Annotated in this window: 24 protein-coding genes; 9 read left to right on the plus strand and 15 right to left on the minus strand. The window is 65.0% G+C overall.

Going from position 1 to position 25,981, the window contains the following annotated elements; genetic code table 11:
• The first annotated feature begins 45 nt into the window (after nt 1-45).
• Complete coding sequence (gene queG, locus CYJ07_RS02590) at nt 46-1,149, plus strand: tRNA epoxyqueuosine(34) reductase QueG (protein ID WP_104202115.1); 1,104 nt, start codon at nt 46-48, stop codon at nt 1,147-1,149.
• A gap of 99 nt (nt 1,150-1,248) precedes the next feature.
• Here queG and orn read toward each other — a convergent pair whose 3' ends face one another.
• Nucleotides 1,249-1,833: an oligoribonuclease gene (gene orn, locus CYJ07_RS02595; protein ID WP_104202116.1), complete on the minus strand. Its 585-nt coding sequence runs from the start codon at nt 1,831-1,833 to the stop codon at nt 1,249-1,251.
• An 86-nt stretch (nt 1,834-1,919) separates the two neighbouring features.
• Between orn and rsgA the strand changes: the two genes are divergently transcribed.
• The 3 genes from rsgA to asd all read left to right on the plus strand — a co-directional run bounded on the left by rsgA (nt 1,920) and on the right by asd (nt 4,846).
• Entirely contained in the window at nt 1,920-2,951 is a 1,032-nt protein-coding gene (gene rsgA, locus CYJ07_RS02600; protein ID WP_104202117.1) for a small ribosomal subunit biogenesis GTPase RsgA, read from the plus strand.
• A 40-nt stretch (nt 2,952-2,991) separates the two neighbouring features.
• Complete coding sequence (locus tag CYJ07_RS02605) at nt 2,992-3,822, plus strand: sulfurtransferase (RefSeq protein WP_104202118.1); 831 nt, start codon at nt 2,992-2,994, stop codon at nt 3,820-3,822.
• 166 nt (nt 3,823-3,988) lie between these two features.
• Complete coding sequence (gene asd / locus CYJ07_RS02610; protein WP_104202119.1) at nt 3,989-4,846, plus strand: archaetidylserine decarboxylase; 858 nt, start codon at nt 3,989-3,991, stop codon at nt 4,844-4,846.
• Between the two features lie 15 nt (nt 4,847-4,861).
• Here the strand turns inward: asd and epmA are convergent, their stop codons facing one another.
• Both epmA and efp read right to left on the minus strand, forming a co-directional pair.
• Entirely contained in the window at nt 4,862-5,836 is a 975-nt protein-coding gene (gene epmA, locus CYJ07_RS02615) for an EF-P lysine aminoacylase EpmA (protein ID WP_104202120.1), read from the minus strand.
• Between the two features lie 198 nt (nt 5,837-6,034).
• Nucleotides 6,035-6,601, minus strand: a complete 567-nt coding sequence (efp, locus tag CYJ07_RS02620; RefSeq protein ID WP_104202121.1) for an elongation factor P — start codon at nt 6,599-6,601, stop codon at nt 6,035-6,037.
• A 100-nt stretch (nt 6,602-6,701) separates the two neighbouring features.
• On the opposite strand from efp, the gene epmB reads away from it, so the two are divergent.
• Nucleotides 6,702-7,748 carry an EF-P beta-lysylation protein EpmB gene (gene epmB / locus CYJ07_RS02625; protein ID WP_104202122.1) on the plus strand — a complete coding sequence of 349 codons (1,047 nt, stop codon included), beginning with the start codon at nt 6,702-6,704 and terminating at the stop codon, nt 7,746-7,748.
• 102 nt (nt 7,749-7,850) lie between these two features.
• Here the strand turns inward: epmB and leuA are convergent, their stop codons facing one another.
• The 4 genes from leuA to CYJ07_RS02645 all read right to left on the minus strand — a co-directional run bounded on the left by leuA (nt 7,851) and on the right by CYJ07_RS02645 (nt 12,194).
• Nucleotides 7,851-9,557 carry a 2-isopropylmalate synthase gene (gene leuA, locus CYJ07_RS02630; RefSeq protein WP_104202123.1) on the minus strand — a complete coding sequence of 569 codons (1,707 nt, stop codon included), beginning with the start codon at nt 9,555-9,557 and terminating at the stop codon, nt 7,851-7,853.
• A gap of 349 nt (nt 9,558-9,906) precedes the next feature.
• Entirely contained in the window at nt 9,907-10,239 is a 333-nt protein-coding gene (locus CYJ07_RS02635; protein WP_104202124.1) for a protealysin inhibitor emfourin, read from the minus strand.
• Complete coding sequence (locus CYJ07_RS02640; RefSeq protein WP_104202338.1) at nt 10,236-11,279, minus strand: M4 family metallopeptidase; 1,044 nt, start codon at nt 11,277-11,279, stop codon at nt 10,236-10,238. Before CYJ07_RS02640 ends, CYJ07_RS02635 begins: the two co-directional genes overlap by 4 nt.
• An 81-nt stretch (nt 11,280-11,360) precedes the next feature.
• Nucleotides 11,361-12,194 (minus strand): ion transporter, encoded by an 834-nt coding sequence (locus tag CYJ07_RS02645; protein ID WP_104202125.1) that lies wholly within the window; start codon nt 12,192-12,194, stop codon nt 11,361-11,363.
• 242 nt (nt 12,195-12,436) lie between these two features.
• On the opposite strand from CYJ07_RS02645, the gene CYJ07_RS02650 reads away from it, so the two are divergent.
• The gene (locus CYJ07_RS02650; RefSeq protein ID WP_104202126.1) at nt 12,437-13,291 is read left to right on the plus strand and encodes an SDR family oxidoreductase; all 855 of its coding nucleotides are present in this window, start codon (nt 12,437-12,439) and stop codon (nt 13,289-13,291) included.
• A gap of 103 nt (nt 13,292-13,394) precedes the next feature.
• Here CYJ07_RS02650 and CYJ07_RS02655 read toward each other — a convergent pair whose 3' ends face one another.
• The 6 genes from CYJ07_RS02655 to pgi all read right to left on the minus strand — a co-directional run bounded on the left by CYJ07_RS02655 (nt 13,395) and on the right by pgi (nt 21,605).
• Complete coding sequence (locus tag CYJ07_RS02655; RefSeq protein WP_104202127.1) at nt 13,395-13,652, minus strand: TIGR02647 family protein; 258 nt, start codon at nt 13,650-13,652, stop codon at nt 13,395-13,397.
• Between the two features lie 51 nt (nt 13,653-13,703).
• Nucleotides 13,704-14,924 carry a phosphoserine phosphatase SerB gene (serB, locus tag CYJ07_RS02660; protein ID WP_104202128.1) on the minus strand — a complete coding sequence of 407 codons (1,221 nt, stop codon included), beginning with the start codon at nt 14,922-14,924 and terminating at the stop codon, nt 13,704-13,706.
• On the minus strand, nt 14,921-17,173 hold the full coding sequence (gene parC / locus CYJ07_RS02665) for a DNA topoisomerase IV subunit A (protein ID WP_104202129.1): 2,253 nt from the start codon (nt 17,171-17,173) through the stop codon (nt 14,921-14,923). The genes serB and parC overlap by 4 nt, the downstream gene beginning before the upstream one ends.
• Nucleotides 17,174-17,291: 118 nt before the next feature.
• Nucleotides 17,292-19,172, minus strand: a complete 1,881-nt coding sequence (gene parE / locus CYJ07_RS02670; RefSeq protein ID WP_104202130.1) for a DNA topoisomerase IV subunit B — start codon at nt 19,170-19,172, stop codon at nt 17,292-17,294.
• A 96-nt stretch (nt 19,173-19,268) separates the two neighbouring features.
• Nucleotides 19,269-19,886 (minus strand): YqiA/YcfP family alpha/beta fold hydrolase, encoded by a 618-nt coding sequence (locus CYJ07_RS02675; protein WP_104202131.1) that lies wholly within the window; start codon nt 19,884-19,886, stop codon nt 19,269-19,271.
• Between the two features lie 39 nt (nt 19,887-19,925).
• Nucleotides 19,926-21,605, minus strand: a complete 1,680-nt coding sequence (gene pgi / locus CYJ07_RS02680) for a glucose-6-phosphate isomerase (RefSeq protein WP_104202132.1) — start codon at nt 21,603-21,605, stop codon at nt 19,926-19,928.
• Nucleotides 21,606-21,818: 213 nt separating this feature from the next.
• On the opposite strand from pgi, the gene cmoA reads away from it, so the two are divergent.
• The gene (gene cmoA, locus CYJ07_RS02685; protein WP_104202133.1) at nt 21,819-22,562 is read left to right on the plus strand and encodes a carboxy-S-adenosyl-L-methionine synthase CmoA; all 744 of its coding nucleotides are present in this window, start codon (nt 21,819-21,821) and stop codon (nt 22,560-22,562) included.
• Nucleotide 22,563: 1 nt separating this feature from the next.
• Nucleotides 22,564-23,556, plus strand: a complete 993-nt coding sequence (gene cmoB, locus CYJ07_RS02690; RefSeq protein ID WP_104202134.1) for a tRNA 5-methoxyuridine(34)/uridine 5-oxyacetic acid(34) synthase CmoB — start codon at nt 22,564-22,566, stop codon at nt 23,554-23,556.
• Here the strand turns inward: cmoB and CYJ07_RS02695 are convergent.
• Together CYJ07_RS02695 and CYJ07_RS02700 are read right to left on the minus strand one after the other, a co-directional pair.
• The gene (locus CYJ07_RS02695) at nt 23,553-24,872 is read right to left on the minus strand and encodes an erythromycin esterase family protein (RefSeq protein WP_104202135.1); all 1,320 of its coding nucleotides are present in this window, start codon (nt 24,870-24,872) and stop codon (nt 23,553-23,555) included. The genes cmoB and CYJ07_RS02695 overlap by 4 nt on opposite strands.
• A gap of 83 nt (nt 24,873-24,955) precedes the next feature.
• On the minus strand, nt 24,956-25,630 hold the full coding sequence (locus CYJ07_RS02700) for a zinc metallopeptidase (protein ID WP_104202136.1): 675 nt from the start codon (nt 25,628-25,630) through the stop codon (nt 24,956-24,958).
• 146 nt (nt 25,631-25,776) lie between these two features.
• On the opposite strand from CYJ07_RS02700, the gene hemP reads away from it, so the two are divergent.
• Entirely contained in the window at nt 25,777-25,968 is a 192-nt protein-coding gene (gene hemP / locus CYJ07_RS02705) for a hemin uptake protein HemP (protein WP_104202137.1), read from the plus strand.
• Nucleotides 25,969-25,981 lie beyond the last annotated feature (13 nt).

Genomic DNA, 25,981 nt, shown 5'->3' on the forward strand with positions numbered 1-25,981 from the left:
TTGCGCCAATCCCCCGCCACGTTTTTGCCCGGTTTTTTCTCGATCATGCCTGTATCCGCGACTCTGGACGCTCATGCCCTGGCTGAGCTTGCCACGACCATCAAGACCTGGGGCCGCGAACTGGGCTTCCAGCAGGTGGGCATTGCCGATGTCGACCTGGCGGACGACGAGCGTCACCTGCAGCGCTGGCTGGAGGCCGGCCATCACGGCGAGATGGGCTTCATGGCCAAGCACGGCACCAAGCGCACGCGCCCCGAGGAACTCGTTCCCGGCACTCTGCGCGTGATCAGCGTGCGCCTCGACTATCTTCCCGCCGAGGTGGAGAGCGCCAAGGTGCTGGGCCAGCCCCAGACGGCATACGTCTCGCGCTATGCCGTCGGTCGCGACTACCACAAGCTGATGCGCAAACGCCTGGCCACCCTGGCCAGGTGGATCGAAGAGCGGGTCGGCTCCTTCGGCTATCGCGCCTTCGTCGACTCGGCGCCGGTTATGGAGCGGGCACTGGCACGCAAGGCCGGGCTCGGTTGGGTTGGCAAGAATGCCATGCTACTCAACCCACGCGCCGGCTCGCTGTTCTTCCTGGGCGAACTCTACGTCGACCTGCCGCTGCCGGTCGATCCGCCGTTCGACGCCGAGCACTGCGGCAGTTGCAGCGCCTGTCGCACGGCCTGCCCCACCGGCGCCATCATCGAGGACAAGGTGGTAGATGCGCGCGCCTGCATCTCCTATCTCACCATCGAGCTGTTCGGTGCCATCCCCGAGCGTTATCGCGAGGCCATGGGCAACCGCGTGTTCGGCTGCGACGACTGCCAACTGGTCTGCCCTTTCACCCGCTTCGCCCGCGCCACGGCGGAGAATGACTTCGCTCCTCGCCACGACCTCGACCGGGCCAGCCTGGTATCGCTGTTCGCCTGGGGCGAGGAAGAGTTCCTCGACAAGACCGCCGGCAGCCCGATCCGCCGCATCGGCTACGAGCGCTGGCTGCGCAACCTGGCCGTAGGGCTGGGCAACGCCCCCTGGAGCGAAGCCGTGGAAGCTGCCCTGCGCGCTCGACTCGCCTACCCTTCCGACCTGGTGCGCGAGCATGTGCGCTGGGCGCTCGGCCGACAGCGGAAGAAGCGTGACCGAGTCATCGCCAGTCAAGCCTAGCGACCCACGAGAAGTAGCCGCTGTACAAAGCTCCAACGCTAGCGGCGCCGGGGACAGGGCGAAGCGGAGGTCTTTTGCACGCCTCTTCCTAATACCGAATCACTCCTCCTCGTCGCGCTCGCTGCCGGCCAGCCGCAGAAAACTATTGCGATAGTGCGCGAGTTCAGCCACCGACTCGCGAATGTCATCGAGCGCCTGGTGAGTGTTGCGCTTGCTGAAACCGGCCAGCGCTCCCGGGTTCCAGCGCTTGGCCAGCTCCTTCAGGGTCGAGACATCCAGGTTGCGGTAATGGAAGAACGCCAGCAGCTCGGGCATCTCGCGCTCGAGAAAGCGCCGGTCCTGATGCACGCTGTTGCCGCACATGGGCGAAACCCCGGGCACCACGTACTGCTGCAGAAACTCGAGCGTCTGGCGCTCGGCCTCGGCGGTATCGATCCGGCTGCGCTTGACCCGCTCGACCAGTCCCGACTCACCATGAGTCTTCTGGTTCCACTCATCCATGCCCGCAAGCAGGCTGTCGGGCTGATGCACGGCAAGGACCGGCCCCTCGGCAATCAGGTTCAGTTCGCTGTCGGTGATCAGGGTCGCCACTTCGATGATGCGCTCGCGGTCGGGTTCGAGCCCGGTCATCTCGAGGTCGATCCACACCAGCAGGTCCTCGCGAGGCGCGGAAGTGTTGGGCATTGGTCAGGCTCCAGGTTGATGGCGCAGCAGGACAGGCAGGGCCACGCTGGTTACAATACCGCTATTGTAACGATCTTCGGGCGCCCATGAACAAACGCAAGCTCAGTCGCCAGCAGCGCTGGCGAGTCGAGAAGATACAGGCAGAACGCGAGCGTCGGGCCGACCAGCGCGACGCCGAGGATTCGCAGAAGCTCGCCGCGGGGGAATACGGTCCCGAGCGACCCGGCCGGGTCATCGCGCATTTCGGCCGCACCCTCGACGTCCAGGGCGCCCATGGCGATACCGTGCGCTGCCACCTCCGCGCCAACCTCGAAGGCCTGGTGACCGGTGATCGGGTCGTGTGGCGTGCCACCCACGATGCCGAAGGTCACGCCGTCGAAGGCGTCGTGGTGGCACGCAGCGAGCGCCAGAACGTGCTGGAGCGCCCCGACGCCCGCGGCCAGCTCAAGCCGGTGGCGGCCAACATCGATCAGATCCTGATCGTCTTCGCCGTCGAGCCGGCGCCTCACCCTAATCTGATCGATCGCTACCTGGTAGCGGCCGAGGCGACCGGCATCGCCCCGGCGCTGGTGCTCAACAAAATCGACCTGCTGCCCGAGAGCGGCGGCGAGCTGCGCGACCTGCTGGCCCGCTACGAAGCGCTCGGCTACCCGGTGGTGGCCACCACCACGGCCCGCGAGGCGGGGCTCGACGCGCTCCTGGCACGCCTGGCCGGCCGCACGTCGGTATTCGTCGGCCAGAGCGGCGTGGGCAAGTCGTCATTGATCGACCGCCTGCTGCCGGACGAGGAACTGCGTATCGGCGCGCTGTCGAAGGATTCGCGCAAGGGCACGCACACCACCACCACGGCGCGCCTCTATCGCCTACCCGCAGCCGACGACGCCGAGCTGATCGACTCCCCCGGCATCCGCGAGTTCGGCCTGATGCACCTGGACGAGCACCAGGTCGCCGAGGGTTTCATCGAGTTTCGCGACCATCTCGGCCACTGCCACTTCCGCGACTGCCGCCACCGGCAAGAGCCTGGCTGCGCCCTGCTGGAAGCCGTGGAGCGGGGCGACATCCACCCGCAGCGTTTTGCCAGCTACCGTCATATCGTCGATAGTCTCAACGAGACCTGATCAGGCCGACATTGCGACAACGAGCCTAGAGGAGAGCGCCATGAGTTCCGAAGAGAATCTGCTACCGCTGATCGTCGAACCCGAACAGCTCGCCGAACACCTCGACGCTCCACAGCTGCTGATCGTCGACGTGCCGCTCAAGGCCGAGAGCTATGAAGAGGGCCATGTGCCGGGCGCGGTCTTCCTCGACCATCGTCGGCTGATGAAGGGCGACGGTGACGTGCCCAACGATGTGCCGAGCCCCGAGGCGCTGTCGCAGCTCTTTTCGTCGCTCGGCCTGACCCGTGACACCCACGTGGTTGCATACGACGACGAAGGCGGCGGCTGGGCCGGGCGCCTGCTTTGGACGCTGGAGCTGATCGGCCATGCCCGCTACTCCTACCTCAACGGCGGCATCCACGCCTGGCGACAGGCCGGCCAGCCCGTATCGCGCGAAAACTCCACTCCCAGGTCCAGCGACTACGAGGCCGAGTTCCTCCATCCGGAAGTCGCCATCGATCGGGCCGAACTTCAGGAACGCCTCGGCGAAAAGGGCTTTGCGGTATGGGATGCTCGTTCGCCGGCGGAGTATCGCGGCGAGAAGGGCGAGAACAAGCGGCTCGGCCATCTCCCCGGCGCGGTGAACATGGAGTGGACCGAGGCCATGGACCGCGAGCGAGCGCTGCGCATCCGCGACTATGCCGAACTCATCACCGAACTCGAAGCGCTGGGGCTCACGCCGGATATGGAAGTGATCACTCACTGTCAGAGCCATCACCGTAGCGGTTTTACCTGGCTGGTGGGCAAGGCGCTAGGCTTCGAGAAGATCCGCGGTTACGCCGGCTCCTGGAAAGAGTGGGGCAACCGCGACGATACGCCGATAGAAAAGTAAGCCATGCGTTGGAAGCTGGAGGCCAACCTGTTATCACCCGCCTCCGGGCTAAGGTTTCCTTCAAGCGTCCAGCCGCGAGCGGCGCTCTTCCAGCTTCAAGCTCAAGGGCGCTTAGCCCACCCGACCGACCATCTACCCCAAAGACCTCTGAAGAGACTTCTCGTCCGTGCCGCTATCCAAGTTATTTTCCCTGATCCAGTACCCTATTCCCCATCATCTGCTTTCGCGGCTGGTGGGGTTTCTCGCCGAATGCCGCGTGGCCTGGCTGAAGGATGGGCTGATCCGCGCCTTCATCAAGGCCTTCGAGGTCGACATGCGCGAGGCCGCCGAGCCCGACATTCGCGCCTATGCCACCTTCAACGACTTCTTCACGCGCAAGCTCAAAGCGGATGCCCGCCCTCTCGGCAAGGGCCTGCTCTCCCCCGCAGACGGCACCCTGTCGCAGTTCGGTGCCATCGAAGCCGACCGCCTGCTCCAGGCGAAGGGTCATCGCTTTTCCGTGGCCGACCTGCTCGGGGGCGATGAGGAAGCGGCAAGACGTTACCGCGGCGGCAGCTATGCCAACGTCTACCTCTCGCCCAAGGATTATCATCGGGTGCACATGCCGTTGGCCGGCACCCTGACCGAGATGGTCTACGTGCCGGGACGGCTGTTCTCGGTCAACTCCGCCACCACCGACCACGTGCCCAACCTGTTCGCGCGCAACGAGAGGCTGGTGTGCCACTTCGACACCGAGTACGGCCCCATGGTCGTGGTGCTGGTGGGCGCCATGATCGTCGCCGCCATCGAGACCGTATGGGCCGGGCAGATCACCCCGCTCTCGGGCCAGGTGCAACGTATCCGCTTTGATAAACCGATCTCGCTCGAGCGCGGCGAGGAAATGGGCCGCTTCAAGCTCGGCTCCACCGTGGTGATGGCCTTCGCCGGGAAGGTCGATTTCGACGATCGCCTTGCCCCCAAGACCAAGGTGAGCGTGTGCGAGTCGCTGGGCAACTTTCCCAACCCCGGCCCCGCATTCGCCTAGTGCGACCCGACAGCGCTAACAGTTGGGCGTGGCGAAGGCGATAACTTCCGCCACGCTCGCCCTGCCCAGGGCGAGCTGAATCAACCGATCGATCCCCAGCGCCACGCCGCTGCCCGCCGGCATACCGTGCGCCAGCGCCGCCAGCAGCCGCCGATCGACGTCCACCTCGGGCAGGCCCAGCCGGCGCCGGGCGACATTGTCTTCATCAAAGCGTTGGCGCTGCTCCTCGGCGTCGGTGAGTTCGTCGTAGCCATTGGCGAGCTCCACCCCTTCGAGGTAGACCTCGAAGCGCGACGCCACCCACTCACCATCCTCCGGATCGCGATGACGCCGCGCCAGCGCCGCCTGGCTCGCGGGATAGTCCACCACCACGTCGAGCCCGTCACGCCCCAGTTCGGGCTCGACGACGAGGCTCATCAGCAGGTCGAGGCAGTCGTCGCGCTCGGCAGCGCCCATGTCTAGCCCGCCGCGTACGCCGGCAATCCGGCGCAACGTATCGAGCTCAACGCCGAACGGATCGAATCCCAACACCTCGCGGAACAGCTCGCGGTAGCGCCGCTGGCGCAGCGGCCCCGGGTCGCGGCCAAGCACGACATGGATCAGCGCCGTCGTCTCGGCGATCAAGGCCTCGAGAGAGTAGCCTGGCCGGTACCACTCCAGCATGGTGAACTCGATATTATGCCGACGACCCACCTCACCGTCGCGGAAGCTGCGCGCGAGCTGAAAGACCGGTCCGCTGCCGGCGGCCAGCAACCGCTTCATGTGGAACTCGGGCGAGGTCTGCAGCCACAGTCGCTCGCACCCCGCCGGCGTGGTCGCCTCGAGCGACAGCGATGCCAGGAGCACATCGGTGCTCCCGCCGTGGCCCAGCACCGGCGTCTCCACCTCCAGCACGCCGCGCTCGGCGAAGAAGGCGCGCACCTCGGTCAGCAGCCGCGCTCGCTCGCGCAGCGTCTCGATACTTGCCGTCGGCCGCCAGTCAGTTGCCATGCTGTCTTACCTCTAAAAACAAGGAAGCCACGCCCTTGAGCGTGGCCACCAAATCTACACCGCCGAACTCGCGGCCTCTCCGAGCGCATCCCTGACTAGGCGAATTCCAACGCAACGGCGGAGTATGGTTTCCCAAATGAGCACGTTAAGGCGGAATTCAACGACGTCAGGGGTGCGCGTAGGAAGGCTTTCGCCCCATCAGGCGCGGGAGACGTACTCGCCGGACCTAGTATCGACCTTCAACACTTCACCCTGGTTGATGAAAAGCGGCACACGCACCACGGCACCGGAGGAGAGCGTGGCCGGCTTGGAGCCCCCCTGAGCGGTATCGCCCTTCAGGCCCGGATCGGTCTCGACCACTTCCAGCTCGATGAAGTTGGGCGGCGTCACGCTGATGGCGTTGTCGTTCCACAGCGTCACGGTGTAGGCCACCTGCTCCTTGAGCCACTTGAGCGTATCGCCAAGGGCCTTCTTCTCCACCGCGTACTGCTCGAAGGAGCCGTCGGTCTTCATGAAGTACCACATGTCGCCGTCGTTGTAGAGATACTCCATCTCGAGGTCCACCACGTCGGCGCCTTCGAGGGATTCGCCCGACTTGAAGGTGCGTTCCCACACGCGGCCGGTGATCAGGTTACGCAGCTTCACGCGGTTGAACGCCTGGCCCTTGCCCGGCTTGACGAACTCGTTCTCGACGATCGAGCAGGGGTCGCCGTCCAGCATTACCTTCAGACCGCCCTTGAATTCGTTGGTAGAATAGCTAGCCATGTTCCCTCTCGAATGATCGGCGCGCCGTAGCAGGCTCTCGACGCGCAAGAAACGTATCGACGGGGATTCGAGCCCCGCCCCTTTGTGACTGGTGTGCCGCATGATAACCCGAACCTCCGCCCTTTTGCAGAGACCGGAAACGCCGAGCGCTGACGTGACGCCCTTGACGTTGCAGAGCGCCTGGCAGACCCAGTTGTCGAGGGCGATCCGCGACCCGCGCGAGCTTTGCCGACGGCTTGGGCTGGACGATGCCTGGCTACCCGGCGCCGAGCGCGGCCACACGCTGTTCGAGGTGCGAGTGCCCGAAGCCTTCCTGGCGCGCATGCGCCATGGCGATCCCCACGATCCGCTGCTGCGCCAGGTGCTGCCGCTCGCCACCGAGGACGAGAGCATACCCGGATACGTCACCGATCCACTGGCCGAGGCCGAGCATACGCCGGGGCCGGGGCTGATCCATAAGTACGCCGGTCGCGTGCTGCTGATCGCGAGCCCCGCCTGCGCGGTGAACTGCCGCTACTGCTTTCGCCGCCACTTCCCTTATGGTGACAACAGCCCCTCCCGCAACCAGTGGGAGCGCTCGCTCGAGACGCTGCGTGATGACCCGAGCATTCACGAAGCCATCCTTTCCGGCGGCGATCCGCTGGCGGCCAGCGACCGTCAGCTCGGCTGGCTGGTCGAGCGGCTCGAGGCCATCCCGCATCTCAAGCGCCTGCGTCTCCATACCCGCCTGCCGGTGGTGATCCCGGATCGCATCGACGAGGCCCTGCTCGGCTGGCTCGGCACTACGCGGCTGCAGAGGGTCGTGGTGTTGCACGTCAACCATGCCCAGGAGATCGACGGCGCCGTGATCGATGCCTGTGCACGCCTCAAACGGGCCGGCGTCACCCTGCTCAACCAGAGCGTGCTGCTGCGCGGCGTCAACGACTCCGTCGAGGCACTGGCAGAACTCTCCGAGCGGCTGTTCGAGGCCGATGTGCTGCCCTACTACCTGCACGTACTCGACCCGGTGGCGGGGGCCGCCCATTTCGACGTGCCCGACGAAGAGGCCCGCGAACTGGTCGCGGGCCTGCGGGGTGTACTGCCGGGCTTCCTGATGCCACGCCTGGTCAGGGAGGTTCCGGGCGAGGCGAGCAAGACGCCGCTCTGAGAGGAAAGAGAGAAGAGAGAGCGGTGGATTTCTTTCTACCTTCTTTTCAGGCGCGTAGCGCCGATCTTCCCTCTCATGGCGGCGTAGCCGCTCTTCACTGCCTCAGGCCAGCGTCGACGCAGTCACATTGGCCGCCGCCGGCTCGTTGGAAACATGCCGGTTGATAGCGCTCATCACCGCCTTCATCGAGGCGCTGGTGATGCTCTCGTCGGTGCCCACGCCGAACACCGCCTTGCCGTCGATGCGCACCTCCACGTAGGCGATCGCCTCGGCATCGGCGCCTTGTCCACGCGAGTGTTCGTGGTAATCGATGATCTCGACGTCGTGACCGGCAGCCGCCAGCGCCTTGATGAAGGCCGCCAGTGGACCGTTGCCCTCGCCGTGAATCGTGCGGCGTTCGCCGCGCTCTTCGATCGCAGCCTCCAGGCTCACCTTGGGGCTGTCGGGCTCGGAGGAGAGTCGGTGATTGACCAGCGCATAGGGCTCGGCACGAGCCAGGTACTCGTCGGCAAACGCCTGGTAGATCATCTGAGAGGTAATCTCCTTGCCCGTGCGATCGGCCACCTCCTGCACCACCTGGCTGAATTCGATGGAGAGTCGGCGCGGCAGCTCGATGCCGTGCTCCTGTTCCAGCAGATAGGAGACCCCACCCTTTCCCGACTGGCTGTTGACCCGGATCACCGCCTCGTAGCTGCGGCCCACATCCAGCGGATCGATAGGCAGGTAGGGCACTTCCCACATGGCGTCCGGGTTGGCACGGCGCTCGGCCATGCCCTTCTTTATGGCATCCTGGTGGGAGCCGGAAAAGGCGGTGAACACGAGGTCGCCCACGTAGGGGTGGCGCGGGTGCACCGGCAGCTGGTTGCAGTACTCCACCTCACGCATGATCGGCGTGATGTTGGAGAAGTCGAGCCCCGGATTCACGCCCTGGGTATAGAGGTTCATGGCGAGCGTCACGATGTCGACATTGCCGGTGCGCTCGCCGTTGCCGAACAGGGTGCCCTCGACGCGATCGGCACCGGCCATCACGGTGAGTTCGGCCGCCGCTACGCCGGTGCCGCGGTCGTTGTGCGGGTGCACGCTGACGATCAAGTGATCGCGATTCTCCACGTTGCGACAGAACCACTCCACCTGGTCGGCGTAGTTGTTGGGTGTCGCCGCTTCCACCGTGGCCGGCAGGTTGACGATCATCTTCTTCTCGGCGCTGGCGCCGTAGGCCTCCATCACCGCCTCGACCACCTCCTTGGCGAAGTCCATCTCGGTGGTGGTGAACAACTCCGGCGAGTACTGGAAGGTCCAGCGGGTTTCCGGCGCCGCCGCCATCAACTCACGAATCTGGGCGGTGGCATCCACGGCGATACCGATGCACTCCTCCTTGCTCACGTTGAACACCACGCGGCGAAACACCGGATCGGTGGCGTTGTAGACGTGAACGATGGCGCTCTTCGCTCCCTTCAGCGCCTCGAAGGTGCGTTCGATCAGATGCGGGCGAGCCTGGGTCAACACTTGGATGGTGACGTCGTTCGGTATCTTGTCCTGCTCGATCAACGTGCGCACGAAGTCGAAGTCGGTCTGCGAAGCCGAGGGGAAGCCAACTTCGATCTCCTTGAAACCGATCTTCACCAGCAGATCGAAGAAACGTTGCTTGCGCTCCTGGTCCATGGGGTCGATCAGCGCCTGGTTACCGTCACGCAGGTCGACGCTGCACCAGGCGGGCGGCGATTCGATCCGGCGGTTCGGCCATTGTCGATCGGGCAGGTCGACAGCGACGAAGGGGCGGTACTTGGCGGCGGGGTTATCGATCATCATGGCGTTGTTCTCCCTGGCTGGCGGCGCTGGTCTCGAAGACGGATGGCATCAGAAACGGCAACGCCCCGACTGCGCGAAGCATACCGGGGCGTCCTTGATACATGGTGAAAGCTCCCACACGACCGTCGACGGTCGGGCAGGCACGGCAATCACGATGGGGGGCAATTCGGAAGGAAGACATTTCGGCACCTCAACTGACCTGGACAAAAAACACGATACGCAAAGGTATCGACCGGCACGCTCAAAGGCCGGCTAGTAGTCGTAGGTCTAGGTCGAAGTGGCGAAACGATGTATTCATGTTCACAGAAAATCAGCTTGGGAAGCCCTTGTCAAGCAAGGCGCAATCGCACTACTCCGAATCGGCGCGGCGCCACCATTCCAGCAAAGCGACAGGTACCGACTCTTCGACGGCACAAAGCTTCCAGATTTCGCAGCCACTGTCGTCCTCGACGCTCAACTGCAGCCATCGTCGATCGGCTCCCGCGGGCTCTGCATCGCCGCGACAGCTCTCGGCGACGAGCTCCAGCAACCGCTGCAGTTCGGCGCGCTGAGATTCGCTGCAGCGGGCGCAGTCGAGACGACGCGGACGTGCGAGGCCCGGGAAATGCGCCAGGCCGCCCTCACGTTTGAGCCGCAGCACGCTGGCCGAGGTCAGCCGCGGTGGATGCGACGCGTCGCTCATGGCAGAACCCCTACCCCTCGCCACGCCTCGTGCACCGCCGCGACCTCCCGGCTCGACGAGCCGAAACGCCGACTGGCGTTGTCGATCGTCAATTCGGCGAAAGCAATGAACTCGCAATCGCTGGCCAGCCGAGGGTCGATCAGGGTGTCGTACCAGACCGGCCCGACACTCTCCCACGCATATCCACCCAGCGACACGGCGGCATGATGGTAGGCGCGGTTGGGGATTCCCGAATTGATGTGCACTCCGCCGTGGTCGTCCTGCGTCTCGACGAAGTCGTTCATGTGACCCGGCTGCGGGTCACGACCAAGCAGCGGATCGTCATAAGCCGTGCCGGGCTCTGCCATCGAGCGCAGCGCATGTCCCGCGACGCGGTCGGTGAAAAGTCCCGCGCCGATCAACCAGTCGGCCTCCTCCGCCGACTGCCGGTCGCGGTACTGCTTGGCCAAGCTGCCGAACACGTCAGCCAGCGACTCGTTCAAGGCACCGGCCTGGTAGGCATAGACCAGGGCCGCCTCATGCTCGATCACGCCATGGGCAAGCTCATGGGCGACGATGTCCACGGCAATGGTGAAGCGGTTGAACAGTTCGCCGTCGCCATCGCCGAAGACCATCTGGCGGCCGTCCCAGAAGGCGTTCTCATAGTCCTGGCCATAGTGCACCGTAGCCATCAGCGGCATGCCCCGGTCATCGAGCGAATGACGCTGGAATACTTCCCAGAACAAGCGATAGGTATCGCCCAGACCATGATAGGCCTCGTCGACCGCCGGATCGCCGCTGTCGGCATCGCCTTCCGACCGGACCAGCTCACCCGGCAGGGTGCGGAGGTGTCGCGCATCGTGCACGTAGCGAGCCGACCGGCCGCGCTCGGCGCTACCCGCTGGCAACGTCAGCGCCGCGGCACGCGCCCGAAAATGGGCATCCTCATGCAGCGTCCGGCGCGCGCGGTCACGCAGCCGAGGCGAGGCGGAACCGGCGATCCGCTCTAGCAGATAGGGGGGCAAAAAGGCCTGGGGCCTGGCGATGGCAAAGCGGGTCATCTTCATCTCCCTTCGATTCCATGGACCCATCCTGTGAGTCCGGCTCTCACTGTCAGGCTCGCCTCGATGCGGAAGGTTCCCTCATGAGTCCCGTCTTTCCAGCAACGCCTCCATGCGGGTCAGCTGATCGCGCAGTAGGCGTACATCCTGACGCAGGCCATGCAACTCTGCTGCCTCTCCTTCGCCGCTCTCCAACTGGACCTGAATGCTTTCCTTCTGCATCACATCGAGCACGATGCCAATCATCATATTGAGAAAAATGAAGGCATTGAGAAAGATGAAGGTGAGAAAGAATATCCAGGCGTAGGGATAATGCTCCATGGTCGGGTAGAGCACCGCGGTGGCCCAGCTCTCGAAGGTAGCCACCTGGAACAGCGTCAGCATGGCCAAGGAAATATTGCCCCATAGCTTCTCGTCGACGCTGGCGAAAAGAAAACTGCCGATGGCGCCGTAGATGTAGAAAATGATGAACATCAACAGCGCCACATAACCCATCCGCGGGATCGACTTGAACAGCGCCGCGATCAGCATGCGCAACTCGGGAATCATCGATACCAGGCGCAACACGCGGAAGATGCGCAGCAGCCGCGCCAGCAGAACCATCTCGGAGTCATCCATGGGGATCAGGCTGGCGGTGACGATGAGAAAGTCGAAGACGTTCCAGCCGCGCTTGAAGAAGTTTCGAAGGCGCTTCTCCGCCGCCATGCGAATCAGAATTTCTACCAGGAAGAAGACGGTCACCGCCATGTCGAGCAGCAGCAGCCACTCCTGAAAAGGGCTGACTTCCTCCTCGTAGGTCTTGGCACCGATCAGCAGGGCCGAGACGACGATGATGGCAATCACCGTCAGCTCGAATGCCTTGTGCGCACGCAGCCGCTCGAAGCGGTCGCGCCAGGTCTCAAAGGTCGCACTCATGGGTATTCTCGAAAGCACTCTATGACAATAAGACGAACCCGCCGGAACCCTGAAGCCCCGCAGTCGCCCGGGCGGCGTGATGGTAGCACGCGTGCGAAACGAGGGGGCATACCCAGTGCGGACAGGCGAACTCACCCGACGTTACGGCAGCGAAACCTTTATTAACGCTCCCCGCCTTGTCCAGCCTGTCGCGTGCTGCCTACTTTCAAGTCATCACCTGCAACGGGAAAAGGAGTCCTGCCATGAGCGAACGGAAGCAACCTCCTCAGGAACAAGCCCATCAGCCCGGCGCCGAGTACAAGATGGACCCCAAGCCGGAGTACATTCGCACCAGCTACCGGGGCGTCGACAAGCTGAAGGACAAGGTGGCGATCATCACCGGCGGCGACAGTGGCATCGGCCGTGCCGTGGCGGTGCACTACGCCCGCGAAGGGGCAGACTGCACCATCGTTCACCTGGAAGAGGATACCGACGCCCGAGAGACCCAGTCGCTGATCGAGGCAGAGGGTCGGCGCTGTCTGGTGCTCAAAGGGGACGTAGGCGACCCGCGATTCTGCGACGAGATCGTCGACAAGACCCTGGCGGAATTCGGCAAGCTGAACATCGTGGTGCACAACTCGGCAGAGCAACATGCCTGGGACGACATCACCGATATTCCTCCGGACCAGTTGCAGCGCACCTTCCAGACCAACGTCTTCAGTCACTTCTATCTGACCAAGGCGGCCTTGCCCCACATGCACGAAGGCGACAGCATCATCTGCACGTCGTCGATCAATGCCTTCAAGGGCAACCCTTCACTGATCGACTACACCGCTACAAAAGGGGCGATCCAAGGCCTGGTGCGCTCACTGGCCAAGCCGCTGGCTGAAAAAGGCATCCGCATCAATGCCGTGGCACCGGGACCGGTGTGGACGCCGCTTATCCCGGCAAGCTTTCCCGCCGAGAAGGTCGAATCCTTCGGCGGCCAGGTCCCGATGGACCGTGCCGGCCAGCCTTCCGAGATGGGCCCGGCCTACGTCTACCTGGCCTGCGAGGAGTCCTCGTACATGAGCGGCCAGACACTGCACCTCAACGGTGGCGTAGTGCTCAACACCTGATGGCGAACCGCCCGCAAGACGCCCGCTCCATGTTTGGGGCGGGCGTCTTGCGTCGCGATTCCGCGCTGACATCGCGGCCGCTCGCTGGGGGAGAGAGAGCGGCTCAGGTGGTCAGCGGCGTCGGGGCGAGCAGCCCCAGCAACTCCTGGGCATGGTGAGCGGCCTCGCGACCCAGCGGGGTCATGTAGCCGCCGTCCGCCTGGGTCACGAGCCCCTTGGCGTGCAGACGCGCCGTGGCGGCGATCGCCGCAGGCGAGGCACTGGAGTGCACCTTGATGCCCTCCTGGTTGGTATCGAGATTGAACAGGCAGAGCACGTTCAGCTCTTCCAGCAAGTCAGCCGAAAACTGCGCTTGGGACATGATGACCTCCGATGCGATGGCGTCCTTCGAAGTTAAGCCAGTTGGGCTTGCTCAACCAGCGCGACCTTCGTCTTCAAGGTCTCCTTCGCGATAGCCCATGAGGAAGAGCACCGCATCGATGCCCAGGGTCGAGATCGACTGCCGGGCCTGGCTGCGTACCAGCGGCTTGGCGCGAAACGCGATGCCGAGCCCGGCGGTGGCGAGCATCTTGAGATCGTTGGCGCCGTCGCCCACGGCGATGGTCTGCTCCAGGGCCAAGCCTTCGCGCTCGGCGATCTCGCGCAGCAGATCGGCCTTGCGGCTAGCGTCGAGGATCGGCTCGCGCACCTCGCCGGTGACCTTGCCGTTCTCGATGACCAGTTCGTTGGCGTGGATCTCGTCGAAACCGAGCTTGTCCTGCAGGTGGCGAGCGAAGTAGGTGAAGCCGCCGGAGAGGATCGCAGTCCGATAGCCCAGGCGCTTCAAGTGTTTCATCAGCCGCTCGACGCCATCCATCAACGGCAGTGCCTCGGCGATCTCGGCGAGCACCGCCTCATCGAGCCCCTTGAGCTTGGCCATGCGCTCGCGAAAGCTCTGCTGGAAGTCGAGTTCGCCGCGCATGGCGCGCTCGGTGACTGCCGCCACGTCCGCGTAGACGCCGTGGCGGCGCGCCAGCTCGTCGATCACCTCGGCCTGGATCAGGGTCGAATCCATGTCGAAGCAGACCAGGCGACGATGGCGGCGCCAGATCGAATCCTCCTGAATGGCGATGTCGACTCCGTGCATGGCCCCTAGCGCCAGAGCCTTCTCGCGCAGGCTGTCGAGGTCGATCTCGTCGCCACGCAACCAGCACTCCACGCACGAACCGAACGGCGGCGCCCCGCCATCGAGCGGCTCACGGCCGGAGAGGCGGTGTATCAGCTCCACGGTGAGGCCGTGCTCGGCGGTGAGCGCGCCGACTTCGGCCAGGATGCCGGCCGGCAGGTGCGGTGCCAGCAGGGTCAGGATCAGACGCGGCCGGTTGGCCTGCATGCTCCAGCGCTGGTAGTCCTCGGCTCCGACCTGAATGGCTTGCACGTCGAGCCCCAGCGTGTCGCCGGCCTCGGCCAGTGCGCCTTCCAAGTCGCTGTCGCGATCCAGTCCCACCAATGCCTCGAGCGAAACCATGCCGAAGGTCACACTCTGGTTGATGTCGAGCAGCCGTGCGCCGCTGCGCGCCATGGCCTGGCCCAGGCCGGCCAACTGGCCGGGTCGTGCCGCGCCGGTGGCGCGAATCAGCAGTCGTCGTGTCATTCCCCACTCTCCAGCCTATCGACCTTCTGCAGGCCGCGGGGCAACTTGCTGCCGCGACGCCCACGCTCGCCGCGATAATAGTCCAGGTCGCCATCCTTCAGGGTCACGTGGCGTTTGCCGGAATGTACCACCAGCGCCGCTCCGGTGGGCAGCACGACGAAGTCGCGCATCAGTTCCTCGCGCCGGGCCGCCCGGGCACCGGGAATGTCGATCATCTTGTTGCCCTTGCCCTTGGCCATCTCCGGCAACTGCTCCAACGGGAAGACCAGCAACCGCCCTTCGTTGGAAACGGCCGCCACCCACAGATCCTCGCCCTCCGGCACGCGGACCGGCGACATGACACGGCAGCCCTTGGGCACCGAGAGCACGGCCTTGCCCGACTTGTTCTTGCCGATCAGCTCATCGAGACGCGCGACGAAGCCGTAGCCGCCGTCGCTGGCCAACAGGTAGCGTGCATCCGGCGACGCCAGCATCAACCCCGCCATGTGAGCGCCGGCCACCACGTTGGCCCGGCCGGTGACCGGCTCGCCCTGGCTACGGGCGCTGGGCAGGTTGTGGGCGGCCAGCGTATAGGCGCGCCCGGTGTCGTCTAGCAACACCAGCGGCTGGTTGGTCTTGCCGCGAACGGACAGGGCGAAGCGATCGCCGGACTTGTAGGAGAGCCCTTCCGGGTCGATGTCGTGCCCCTTGGCGGCACGAATCCAGCCCTTTTCGGAGAGCACCACGGTGATGGGGTCGGCGCCGACCAGCTCGACTTCCGACAGCGCCCTGGCCCCTTCGCGCTCGACGATGGGCGAGCGGCGTTCGTCGCCGTGCTCGCGGGCCGCCTCGCGCAGCTCTTCCTCGATCAGGTCGGTGAGCTTGGCCTCGCTGCCGAGCAACTCCTTGAGGCGCTTGCGCTCGGCCTCGAGCGCATCCTGCTCACCGCGGATCTTCATCTCCTCGAGCTTGGCCAGGTGGCGCAGGCGCAGCTCGAGGATCGCCTCGGCCTGGCGGTCGGAAATGCCGAAGGCCGCCATCAGGGCACTCTTGGGCTCGTCCTCCTCGCGGATGATGCGGATCACCTCGTCGATATTGAGGTAGGCGGTAAGCAGGCCCTCGAGGATATGCAGACGATCCTCGACCTTGCCCAGGCGGTACTCCAGGCGCCGGCGCACCGTGGTGCGACGGAAAGTGAGCCATTCGCCCAGCATGTCGGGCAGCGGCATCACCCGCGGGCGGCCGTCGAGTCCGATCACGTTGAGGTTGACCCGGATATTCTTCTCGAGATCGGTGGTGGCGAACAGGTGCGCCATCATCGCCTCGATGTCGACGCGATTGGAGCGCGGCTCGATCACCAGCCGGGTCGGCTCCTCGTGGGTCGACTCGTCGCGCAGATCGTCCACCATTGGCAGCTTCTTTGCCTGCATCTGCGCGGCGATCTGCTCCAGCACCTTGGATCCACTGACCTGGTAAGGCAGCGCGGTGACTACCACCTTGCCCTCTTCCATCACGTAGCGGGCACGCAGCTTCACCGAGCCGCGACCGCTCTCGTAGAGCTTCTGCAGATCGGCGCGCGGAGTGATGATCTCAGCCGCGGTGGGAAAGTCCGGTGCCGGCAAATGGTGGACCAGGTCGGCGGTGGTGGCCTCGGGGTGGCGCAGCAAGTGACAGGTGGCCTCGACCACTTCATGCACGTTGTGCGGCGGGATGTCAGTGGCCATGCCCACGGCGATGCCGGTGCCGCCGTTGAGCAGCACATGGGGCAGCCGCGCCGGCAGCACCACCGGCTCGTTCATGGTGCCGTCGAAGTTGGGCGTCCAGTCGACGGTACCCTGGCCCAGCTCGGCGAGCAGGACCTCGGCGAACTTCGAAAGCCGCGACTCGGTGTAGCGCATCGCCGCGAACGACTTGGGATCGTCGGGGCTGCCCCAGTTGCCCTGGCCGTCCACCAGCGGGTAGCGGTAGCTGAACGGCTGCGCCATCAGCACCATCGCCTCGTAGCAGGCGCTGTCGCCGTGCGGGTGGAACTTGCCCAACACGTCACCGACGGTACGCGCCGACTTCTTGTACTTGGCGCTGGCGTTCAGCGCCAGCTCGCGCATGGCGTAGACGATGCGACGTTGCACCGGCTTCATGCCGTCACCGATGTGCGGCAGCGCCCGGTCGAGGATGACGTACATCGAGTAGTCGAGGTACGCCTTCTCGGTATATTCGCGCAGCGAGAGACGCTCGACGTCGCCCTCCGCCACCTGGATATCCATGGTCATGGGGTTAGCGCCCTTCTACCATCGATGAAAATTCGCGGACAGTGCCCGCACGAAACGTTCAGGAGAGCTCCGAGCCGCGAGCTTCGGGCTTCACACCCCGCGGCTCGTAGCTCATAGCTCAGACTTCGATATCCGCAAGGTTGCCGTAGTCCTCGAGCCAGCTCTTGCGATCCGAGGCCCGCTTCTTGGCCAGCAGCATGTCCATCATCTCCATGGTGCCGTCGCCGACCTCGCGGGTGAGCTGCACCAGACGACGGGTCTCCACCGCCATGGTGGTCTCGCGCAATTGCAGCGGGCTCATCTCGCCCAGGCCCTTGAAACGCTGCACATTGGGCGTGCCGCGCTTGCCCTCGAGCCGACGCAGGATCGCCGCCTTCTCACTCTCGTCCAGCGCGTAGTGCACCTCCTTGCCCAGGTCGATGCGATAGAGCGGCGGCATGGCGACGTAAACGTGGCCGGCATCCACCAGCGCCGGGAAGTGACGCACGAACAGTGCGCACAGCAGCGTGGCGATGTGCAAGCCGTCGGAATCGGCATCGGCAAGAATGCAAATCTTGTGGTAACGCAGTTGGGTGAGGTCGTCGCTGCCCGGGTCCATACCCACGGCCACGGCGATGTCATGCACTTCCTGGGAGCCGTAGATATCGTGGCTGTCGACTTCCCAAGTGTTGAGGATCTTGCCGCGCAGGGGCAGGATCGCCTGGGTTTCGCGATTGCGCGCCTGCTTGGCGCTACCGCCGGCCGAATCGCCCTCGACCAAAAACAGCTCGCCCTGAGCCGGGTCCTGACCGGAGCAGTCGGCCAGCTTGCCGGGCAACGCCGGGCCGGCGGTGACCTTCTTGCGCGCCACCTTCTTGGCGCTCTTCTGGCGCCGCTGGGCGGCGCTGATGACCAGCTCGGCGAGTGCCTCGGCCTGGTCCACATGGTGATTGAGCCATAGCGAGAAAGCGTCCTTCACCACGCTGGAGACGAACGCCGCCACGGTGCGCGAGGAGAGGCGCTCCTTGGTCTGGCCGGCAAACTGCGGGTCGAGCATTTTCACCGAGAGCACGTAGGCGACTCGCTCCCACAGGTCCTCGGGAGTCAGCTTGACACCCCGCGGCAGCAAGCTGCGGTATTCGCAGAATTCGCGCAGTGCCTCGAGCAGCCCCGAGCGCAGGCCATTGACGTGGGTGCCACCCTGGGGGGTGGGGATCAGGTTGACGTAGCTTTCCATTACGGTCTCGCCGCCTTCGGGAAGCCACTGCACCGCCCAGTCCACGGCCTGCTCGTCATCGGCGAAGTGGCCCACCAACGGCGAGGCGGGCAGCACCTCAAAACCGTCGGTGGCCTGAGCCAGGTAGTCGCGCAGGCCGTCCTCGTACTGCCAAACGCTCTCGGCACCGTCGGTTTCCACCAGAGTGACCTTGAGTCCCGGGCAGAGCACCGCCTTGGCCCGCAGCAAGTGCTTGAGCCGACCCATGGCCAGCCTGGGGCTGTCGAAGTAGGACTCATCGGGCCAGAAGCGCACCAGGGTACCGGTGGTACGCTTGGACACGCTGCCGATCACGGCCAGCTCCGAGACCTTGTCGCCATGCTCGAAGGCCATGGCGTGGCGATTGCCGTCGCGCGACACCTCGACCTCGAGGCGGCGCGACAGAGCATTGACCACCGAGACGCCGACGCCATGCAAGCCGCCGGAAAAGCGATAGCTGGACTGAGAGAACTTGCCGCCTGCGTGCAGCCGGGTCAGGATCAGTTCGATGCCGGACACCCCGTGTTCAGGATGGATGTCGATCGGCATGCCGCGGCCGTCGTCAGCGACTTCGACCCCGCCATCGTCGAGCAGCCGGACGACGACCTCCCGCGCGTGACCCGCCAGCGCCTCGTCGACGCTGTTGTCGATGACTTCCTGGACCAGGTGGTTGGGGCGGGAGGTGTCGGTGTACATGCCGGGGCGCTTGCGCACCGGGTCGAGGCCGGAGAGAACTTCGATCGAGCTGGCACTGTATTGTGTCATGCGTGTTCCGTAGCCGTTACAGAATTCGGTGGCGCTTCCCGCGGTTTGCTTGCTTCTTCCCTGCGGCCATCCCCGCTTCCGCCGGGTTGGCAGTCACTACCCCGACGTCCCCGGCGCCAGGCGATGCCCGCCATGAGCGAAGATCGCGGGCAGATAGTTCGCCAGCGGGCTGAAGACATGATCGCCACCCGGATGGATGACGGTTCTGGCGCCGCGATAGAGCGCGAAGGCATCGGCCGGGTCCAGGGTCTTGTCGGCGGAACCCAGCAGCAGCAGATAGCGCTCGGGCGCAACGACCCGCGGCGTCAATGCATCCAGCTCGTCGCGGTGGACCGTCTCGACGGTGAAGCGTTCGCCGGTGTGCTCGTTGATGAACGCCTCGCCGATCCATTCCGAGACCAGCCGCGCCGGCCGCACCGCCGGGTTGATCAGCGCCGCCGAGAGGTCGTGGCGCTCGGCCAGACAGGTCGCCAGGAAGCCGCCCATGGAACTGCCGACCAATAGCGGACGGGGGCCGAGCTTCGTCAGCAGCGATTCCGCCAGCCGCAACGCCGCCAGCGGCCGGTGCGGCAGCTGCGGCGTCTCGCAGGGCAGCGCCAGCGCCGTACAGGCATCGCGCATCAATGCCGACTTGGGCGAACCGTAGCCGCTATTGAAACCATGCAGATAGAGAACCCCGCTGGCCTGCTGCGGCGTCAGTGGCACAGTCAGCATACCCAAGTCACTGTATACATTACCAGCGCTTCCCTTGCATCAACGTTTGCTCTCTTTCTCCATTCTCCATACCGCCTCGATCAACGCCCGGGTGGAGGCGTCCATGCCCTCGTGGCCGCCATGCTCGGCCAGGATGCGCTCGGTCTCGCCGGCAATCTGCTTGCCCAGCTCCACGCCCCACTGATCGAAGGAGTTGATGCCCCAGATGGTGGCCTGGACGAATACCTTGTGCTCATAGAGCGCGATCAACGCCCCCAGCGTCGCAGGCGTCAGGCGGTCGAGCAGCAGCGTGGTGGAGGGTTGGTTGCCCCGGTAGCGCTTGTGCCCCGGCCGCTCGCCGGGCTCGTCGATGGCGTCGTCACCGAGCATCAGCAGGCGCGATTGAGCAAAGCAGTTGGCCAGGGTCAGTCGGTGCTGGGCCTTGAGATGCTCGCGGGTCGCTGCGTCCTCGACGTCGTCGTAGCGCCTGAGCGGGGCGATGAAGTCGCAAACGACCGGCTGCGTGCCCTGGTGCAGGAGCTGATAGAAGGCATGCTGCGCATTGGGACCGAGCTGCCCCCACAGTACCGGGCAGGTCGAATAGCTTACTTGACGCCCGTCGTGGGTCGCCGACTTGCCGTTGGATTCCATCTCGAGCTGCTCGAGGTAGGCGGCGAAGTACTCCAGACGGCCATCGTAGGGCAGGATCGAGTGGGCGCGAATGTCGATAAAGTTGACATTCCAGATGCCCGCCAGCGCCAGCAGTACCGGCAGGTTGTCACCCAGCGCGGCCTGCTCGAAGTGGCGGTCCATGGCGTGGGCTCCGGCCAGCAGGTCGCGGAAGTGCTGCATGCCGATGACCAGGGCAATGGGCAGACCGATGGCGCCCCATAGCGAATAGCGACCGCCGACCCACTCCCAGAACAGCAACTGGTTGGACTCGGCGATGCCCCACTCGCTCATCTTGTCGGGCTTGGCGGAAACGCCGATGAAATGCTGGCGCATGACCATCTCTTCGTCGACGCCCTGAATGCCGTCCTCCACCAGGCGCGCCAACAGCCAGTCACGAGCGGTGCGAGCGTTCGACAGAGTGTCGATAGTGGTGAATGACTTCGACGAGATGACGAACAGCGTGGTCTCGGGATTGAAACGGGCGAGATAGTCGACGAGCTGGGAGCCGTCCATGGTGGAGGCGAAATGCACGTCGACATGGTGGGCGTCGTGGGGGCGGCAGTCGGCCAAGGCGTGGGTCACCATCAGCGGACCGAGGTCGGAACCGCCGACACCCAGATTGACCACGTCATGGATCGGCCTTCCGGTGGCGCCGCGCCACTGGCGAGCGTGGAAGCGCTCGACCATGGTGGCCATGCGATCCAGCGTGGCGTGAACGCCGGGCACCACATCTTCGCCGTCGACCTCGAGCGCAGCCTCCGGCGGCAGGCGCAGCGCGGTATGCAGCGCCGGACGATCCTCGCTGACGTTGACATGCTCACCGCTCAGCAGAGCCCGGATGCCTTCCGGCACACCGGCCTCGCGGGCCAATGCCAGCAGCAGTTCCAGCGTCTCGCCATCCCAACGCTGCTTCGACAGGTCGAGGGTGAGTCCCGCCGCCTCGCGGGTGAAGACCTCGCCTCGCGAGGCGTCCGTGAACAGCTCGCGCAGATGGCGCTGTCGCATCTCCTCGGCGTGCTCCGCCAGCCGCGTCCAGGCGGCCGTCCGGTCGATGGGGGCTTGGTTCATGTCAATCCTCCTTGACGTCGTTTCGCAAAGCGACTACTTCGGCGCCGGCGCAACGGCGCCGGGCGGGCATTCCATCGCCTCACAGGCTAGCCTTGTTTCCGCCTGTAAATCTACATTGGGCGTTTGTCATCGAAACATCGGCAGGGCCGCAGCCGTGCAGCCATGGGCCAGCCGGCGTAGAATGCGGGCCTGACCCATGCAACCGGCCCTATCATGAGTGACGCATCTTATCGCGACGCGATCTTCACCACACCCCTGGATAAAGTGGCGCGCTTCTCCTTCGACGAGCGGGTGGTGGCCTGCTTTCCCGACATGATCCGCCGCTCGGTGCCGGGCTACGGCCAGATACTGGGCATGCTGGGGCTGATTGCCGCCCGTCACCTGCGTCATGGCGCCCACGTCTACGACCTGGGTTGCTCGCTGGGCGCCGCCAGCCTGGCGCTCGCTGGTCAACTCCCCCCGGATGCCTTCCGTCTCACCGCGGTGGACATCTCGCCGGCGATGGTCGCCCGCGCTCGTGAGACGCTGGCGGAAGAGTGCCCCCGGCATGCCATCGAGGTCATCGAAGGCGATATCCGCAATCTGGACTATGAGCCGTCGGGCATGGTTATCCTCAACTTCACCCTGCAGTTCCTGCCGCCCGCGGATCGCGAAAGCCTGCTGGCTCGCCTCTATGCAGCGTTGGAGCCGGGGGGCGTCTTGGTGCTTTCGGAGAAAGTGGTGGATCCCGACGAGCGCGACAACGCCTGGCGGGTGGAGCGCTACCACGATTTCAAGCGGGCCAACGGCTACAGCGACCTCGAGATCAGCCAGAAGCGCACTGCGCTGGAGAACGTACTGGTGCCGGACACCCTCGAGGCGCATCACGACCGTCTGACCCGCGCCGGCTTCTCGCGCTCGCTGACCTGGTTTCAGTACCTCAACTTCGCCTCGCTGGTCGCGTTCAAGGAGGCCTGACGTGGCGATTCCTCCCGAACAGCGCCCGCTCTATCGCGCCTTCATCGACCAGGGCCTGGATACCTGGCTCTCGCGCCTGCCCGCGCAGATGGCGCGCGGACTCGACCGCAGGCGCTACGGCGATCTGCCGGCCTGGGAAAAGGCGGTGGCCAAGCTGCCCACCCTGCCCCAAGCTCGCGGCGTACGGCTGGACTGCGACATAGTGACGGTCGACTGTCGGCTCGACGACAGCCAGCGCCGCCAGTGCGAGAATCTGCTGCGCAAGCTGATGCCTTGGCGCAAGGGCCCCTATTCGCTGGCCGGCATTCATATCGATACCGAGTGGCGCTCCGACTGGAAGTGGCGGCGGGTCGCCCCGCACCTGGCCCCGCTGGCCGGCCGTCGCGTGCTCGACGTGGGCGGCGGCAGCGGCTACCACGCCTGGCGCATGGCCGGCGCGGGAGCGGCCTTCGTGCTGGTGATCGACCCCTCGCCACGCTTCTACTACCAGTTCCAGGCCCTGCGCCATTTTGTCGGCGATGCCGACAATGGGCGCACCCACTTCCTGCCGGTGGGCGTCGAGGACGTGCCCGAGAAGCTCGCCTTCTTCGATACGGTGTTCTCCATGGGCGTGCTCTACCACAGACCCTCGCCGCTGGAGCATCTGCTGCAGCTGAAGGATGCCCTGCGTCCCGGTGGCGAACTGGTGCTGGAAACGCTGGTGGTGGAAGGCGACGAGACCACCGTGCTACTGCCCGGCGAGCGCTATGCCGCCATGCCCAACGTCTACTTTCTGCCCTCGTCCAAGGCGCTGTGTCAGTGGCTCGTGCGCTGCGGCTTCGACAACGTGCGGATGGTGGACGAAGCGCCCACTTCACTCGACGAGCAGCGCTCCACCGAGTGGATGACCTTCCAGTCGCTGGCCGACTTCCTCGATCCGAATGACCCGACGCGCACCCGGGAAGGCTATCCCGCGCCGCGTCGGGCCGTAGTCATGGCCGAACGACCGAGCTAGATCCCGAAGGGATAGGTATCGGGGACTTCCTCGGGCCGCCACAGCTCGCCCTTGTCGAACGGTTCCACGGCGCGAGTCTCGTCTACATGGAAGACGGCGTCGAACTGATCGGCCACCGATGTCTGGAAATAGTGGCTGATGCGTTCCGACTCGGGGCGGTAGATCACGCCGATGGCGCGTTCCCATAGCGGTTCCTTCAGCGGCGCGGCACGCTCGCCGAGCGACAAGTAGAAATCGCCGACACCGCTATCGTGGAACAGCCGCTCGACACTGCCTGCCATGGAGGGCCTGACCTTGCGATGCTCCACCGGGCCGTCCCAGTCGCGGGCGGCCGAGACGAAACCGGTATGGGTGGTGAAGCCCACCAGCAGCGCCTGGTCGGCACCGAAACGGTGGCGCACCAGCTGGCCGACGTTGTGCTGGCCGCGGTGCCAGCCCATGTCGGTGAACGAGGCATCGCCCAGGTGCGAGTTATGCGCCCACACCACCACCTTGCCCTGGCCGCCCTGGCGACGCAGGTGTTCGCGCAGCTCGACGATGGTGTCGGTCATGTGCTCATCGCGCAGGTTCCAGGTATCCACCCGGGAGCCAAACATGGCGCGATAATAATGCTCCGCATTGACCACCACTCGGGCGTTCTGTTCGGCGAAGAACTGCTCGTCCTGCGAGCACCGGCCATCTTCATGCAGGTAACCGCTCGATTTTTCGAGCAAGTCGGCGAGCAGGCGCACGGCGGCATCCTCGCAGATTCGGCTCAGGCCGAAGGCGGCATCGTGCCCATAGCGAACCGGGTCACCACCGTGATCGAGACAGCCGTAGCCCTCGCGGGCGAGGCGCGCCTGCTCGGGGTCGATGCCCTCGAGATACTCGATCACCGCCTCCGCCGAGCGGTGCAGGCTGTAGATGTCCAGGCCATGGAAGCCAACCTGACGCTCGGCAGGCAGGTCCGCATTGTGCTCCTTGAGCCAGCCGATGAAGTCGCGCACCTCGGTATTGCGCCACATCCACTGGGGAAAACGCTGGAAGTCGTCGAAGGCCGTTTTCAGTGAATCGTCGCCTTCGCCGCGCGTATAGCGATTGAGCCGTAGCGCATCGGGCCAGTCGGCCTCCACGATGACCGCCTCGAAGCCCTTCTCGCGGATCAGGCGCCGGGTGATCTCGGCGCGCATGCGGTAGAACTCGGCGGTGCCGTGGGACGCCTCGCCGAGCAGTACCAGTGAGCGCTCACCCACCTGATCCAGCAGGCCGTCGTAATCGGTACTACGGCCGGCAAGCGGTATGGCGTTGTCACGCACGAAATCCTGGGGAGTCGTCATGATCGCACCTCCTCCTTGAAGGTCGGGCACTGCTCCCAGAACTGTAGAAACTCGCGCCGCTTACGCTCAAGGTGTGGTGTGGGTCAGCGACGAAGGATCACCAGCCAACGCCCCAAGTTAAGGATGCTCGCCAACGATGCCGCTACGTAGGTAAAGGCGCAGGCGGTCAGCACATGGCGCGCGCCGGGCATGTCGTAAGGAGGCACATACTCCTTGAGCAGCGGCAGGGCGCGCTGAAAGCTGGCGTCGAACTCCACCGGCAGGGTAACCAGATGGACGAGGGCCGCCGTACCGAAGCTGATCACCGCGGCCGCCACCACGATGGCAAGGCCACCCGGCAGACGCGTCAGCACGAACAGGAAGGGGGCCGCCATCATCAGCAGGGCGCCGAGCTTCTCGGCCCGCTGCGCCACGCCGACCATGCGCGCCCGGGCGATCAGCGGCGCGTAGCCTTCGTGATGCTGGATCGCATGGCCCACCTCGTGGGCGGCGACCGTTACCGCGGTGAGCGATCGCCCTTCGTAGTGCTCGCGAGAGAGGCGCACCCGCCGCGCCTCGGGATCGTAATGGTCGCCCTGCTCGGTCATCTCCACCTTGACCCCTTCGATACCGAGACGGCGCAGCAAGTGGTCGGCCAGCTCGGCGCCGGTGCCGGGATAGTCGTCGCGGCCGCGGGAGTGACGCGCCAGCACCCAGCGCGCCCAGACGTTGGGCAGGAGAAAGATGGCCAGCAACAGGGCGATCAGCAGAACGATCATGGGCGTAGGAAACTCGGTTCGTTGTCACGTTTAGGACCAGCGTACCCGTTCCCGGTTCTCGTTGTCGCGAAGAGGAGACTTGACGCCACACTCCATACAAACAATAATTATTCGCGTTTGATACAATAACCCATCAGGCCCTCGCCATGTGCGCAACATCCCCGGACCCATCCACACCACGCGCGCCAACCGCGGCGTCCGGTGACGCATCGCGTCCACCCGGCATCGTCGAGAGCAGCGCCCTGCTCGACGCACAGGGCCAACTCATCATCGAACACCGCGGCAAGCGCTATCAACTGCGCGAAACCCGCAACGGCAAGTTGATACTGACCTCCTAACCCCGACGACAAC

The organism is Billgrantia saliphila, assembly GCF_002930105.1.
Lineage (GTDB): Bacteria > Pseudomonadota > Gammaproteobacteria > Pseudomonadales > Halomonadaceae > Halomonas > Halomonas saliphila.

What these genes read in the sequence shown, in the direction of transcription:
- queG (WP_104202115.1), top strand. Translation starts at nt 46, where the DNA reads ATGCCTGTATCCGCGACTCTGGACGCTCATGCCCTGGCTGAGCTTGCC.
- orn (WP_104202116.1), bottom strand. Translation starts at nt 1,833, where the DNA reads ATGCCCAACACTTCCGCGCCTCGCGAGGACCTGCTGGTGTGGATCGAC.
- rsgA (WP_104202117.1), top strand. Translation starts at nt 1,920, where the DNA reads ATGAACAAACGCAAGCTCAGTCGCCAGCAGCGCTGGCGAGTCGAGAAG.
- CYJ07_RS02605 (WP_104202118.1), top strand. Translation starts at nt 2,992, where the DNA reads ATGAGTTCCGAAGAGAATCTGCTACCGCTGATCGTCGAACCCGAACAG.
- epmA (WP_104202120.1), bottom strand. Translation starts at nt 5,836, where the DNA reads ATGGCAACTGACTGGCGGCCGACGGCAAGTATCGAGACGCTGCGCGAG.
- efp (WP_104202121.1), bottom strand. Translation starts at nt 6,601, where the DNA reads ATGGCTAGCTATTCTACCAACGAATTCAAGGGCGGTCTGAAGGTAATG.
- epmB (WP_104202122.1), top strand. Translation starts at nt 6,702, where the DNA reads ATGATAACCCGAACCTCCGCCCTTTTGCAGAGACCGGAAACGCCGAGC.
- leuA (WP_104202123.1), bottom strand. Translation starts at nt 9,557, where the DNA reads ATGATGATCGATAACCCCGCCGCCAAGTACCGCCCCTTCGTCGCTGTC.
- CYJ07_RS02635 (WP_104202124.1), bottom strand. Translation starts at nt 10,239, where the DNA reads ATGAGCGACGCGTCGCATCCACCGCGGCTGACCTCGGCCAGCGTGCTG.
- CYJ07_RS02640 (WP_104202338.1), bottom strand. Translation starts at nt 11,279, where the DNA reads ATGACCCGCTTTGCCATCGCCAGGCCCCAGGCCTTTTTGCCCCCCTAT.
- CYJ07_RS02645 (WP_104202125.1), bottom strand. Translation starts at nt 12,194, where the DNA reads ATGAGTGCGACCTTTGAGACCTGGCGCGACCGCTTCGAGCGGCTGCGT.
- CYJ07_RS02650 (WP_104202126.1), top strand. Translation starts at nt 12,437, where the DNA reads ATGAGCGAACGGAAGCAACCTCCTCAGGAACAAGCCCATCAGCCCGGC.
- CYJ07_RS02655 (WP_104202127.1), bottom strand. Translation starts at nt 13,652, where the DNA reads ATGTCCCAAGCGCAGTTTTCGGCTGACTTGCTGGAAGAGCTGAACGTG.
- serB (WP_104202128.1), bottom strand. Translation starts at nt 14,924, where the DNA reads ATGACACGACGACTGCTGATTCGCGCCACCGGCGCGGCACGACCCGGC.
- parC (WP_104202129.1), bottom strand. Translation starts at nt 17,173, where the DNA reads ATGACCATGGATATCCAGGTGGCGGAGGGCGACGTCGAGCGTCTCTCG.
- parE (WP_104202130.1), bottom strand. Translation starts at nt 19,172, where the DNA reads ATGACACAATACAGTGCCAGCTCGATCGAAGTTCTCTCCGGCCTCGAC.
- CYJ07_RS02675 (WP_104202131.1), bottom strand. Translation starts at nt 19,886, where the DNA reads ATGCTGACTGTGCCACTGACGCCGCAGCAGGCCAGCGGGGTTCTCTAT.
- pgi (WP_104202132.1), bottom strand. Translation starts at nt 21,605, where the DNA reads ATGAACCAAGCCCCCATCGACCGGACGGCCGCCTGGACGCGGCTGGCG.
- cmoA (WP_104202133.1), top strand. Translation starts at nt 21,819, where the DNA reads ATGAGTGACGCATCTTATCGCGACGCGATCTTCACCACACCCCTGGAT.
- CYJ07_RS02695 (WP_104202135.1), bottom strand. Translation starts at nt 24,872, where the DNA reads ATGACGACTCCCCAGGATTTCGTGCGTGACAACGCCATACCGCTTGCC.
- CYJ07_RS02700 (WP_104202136.1), bottom strand. Translation starts at nt 25,630, where the DNA reads ATGATCGTTCTGCTGATCGCCCTGTTGCTGGCCATCTTTCTCCTGCCC.
- hemP (WP_104202137.1), top strand. Translation starts at nt 25,777, where the DNA reads ATGTGCGCAACATCCCCGGACCCATCCACACCACGCGCGCCAACCGCG.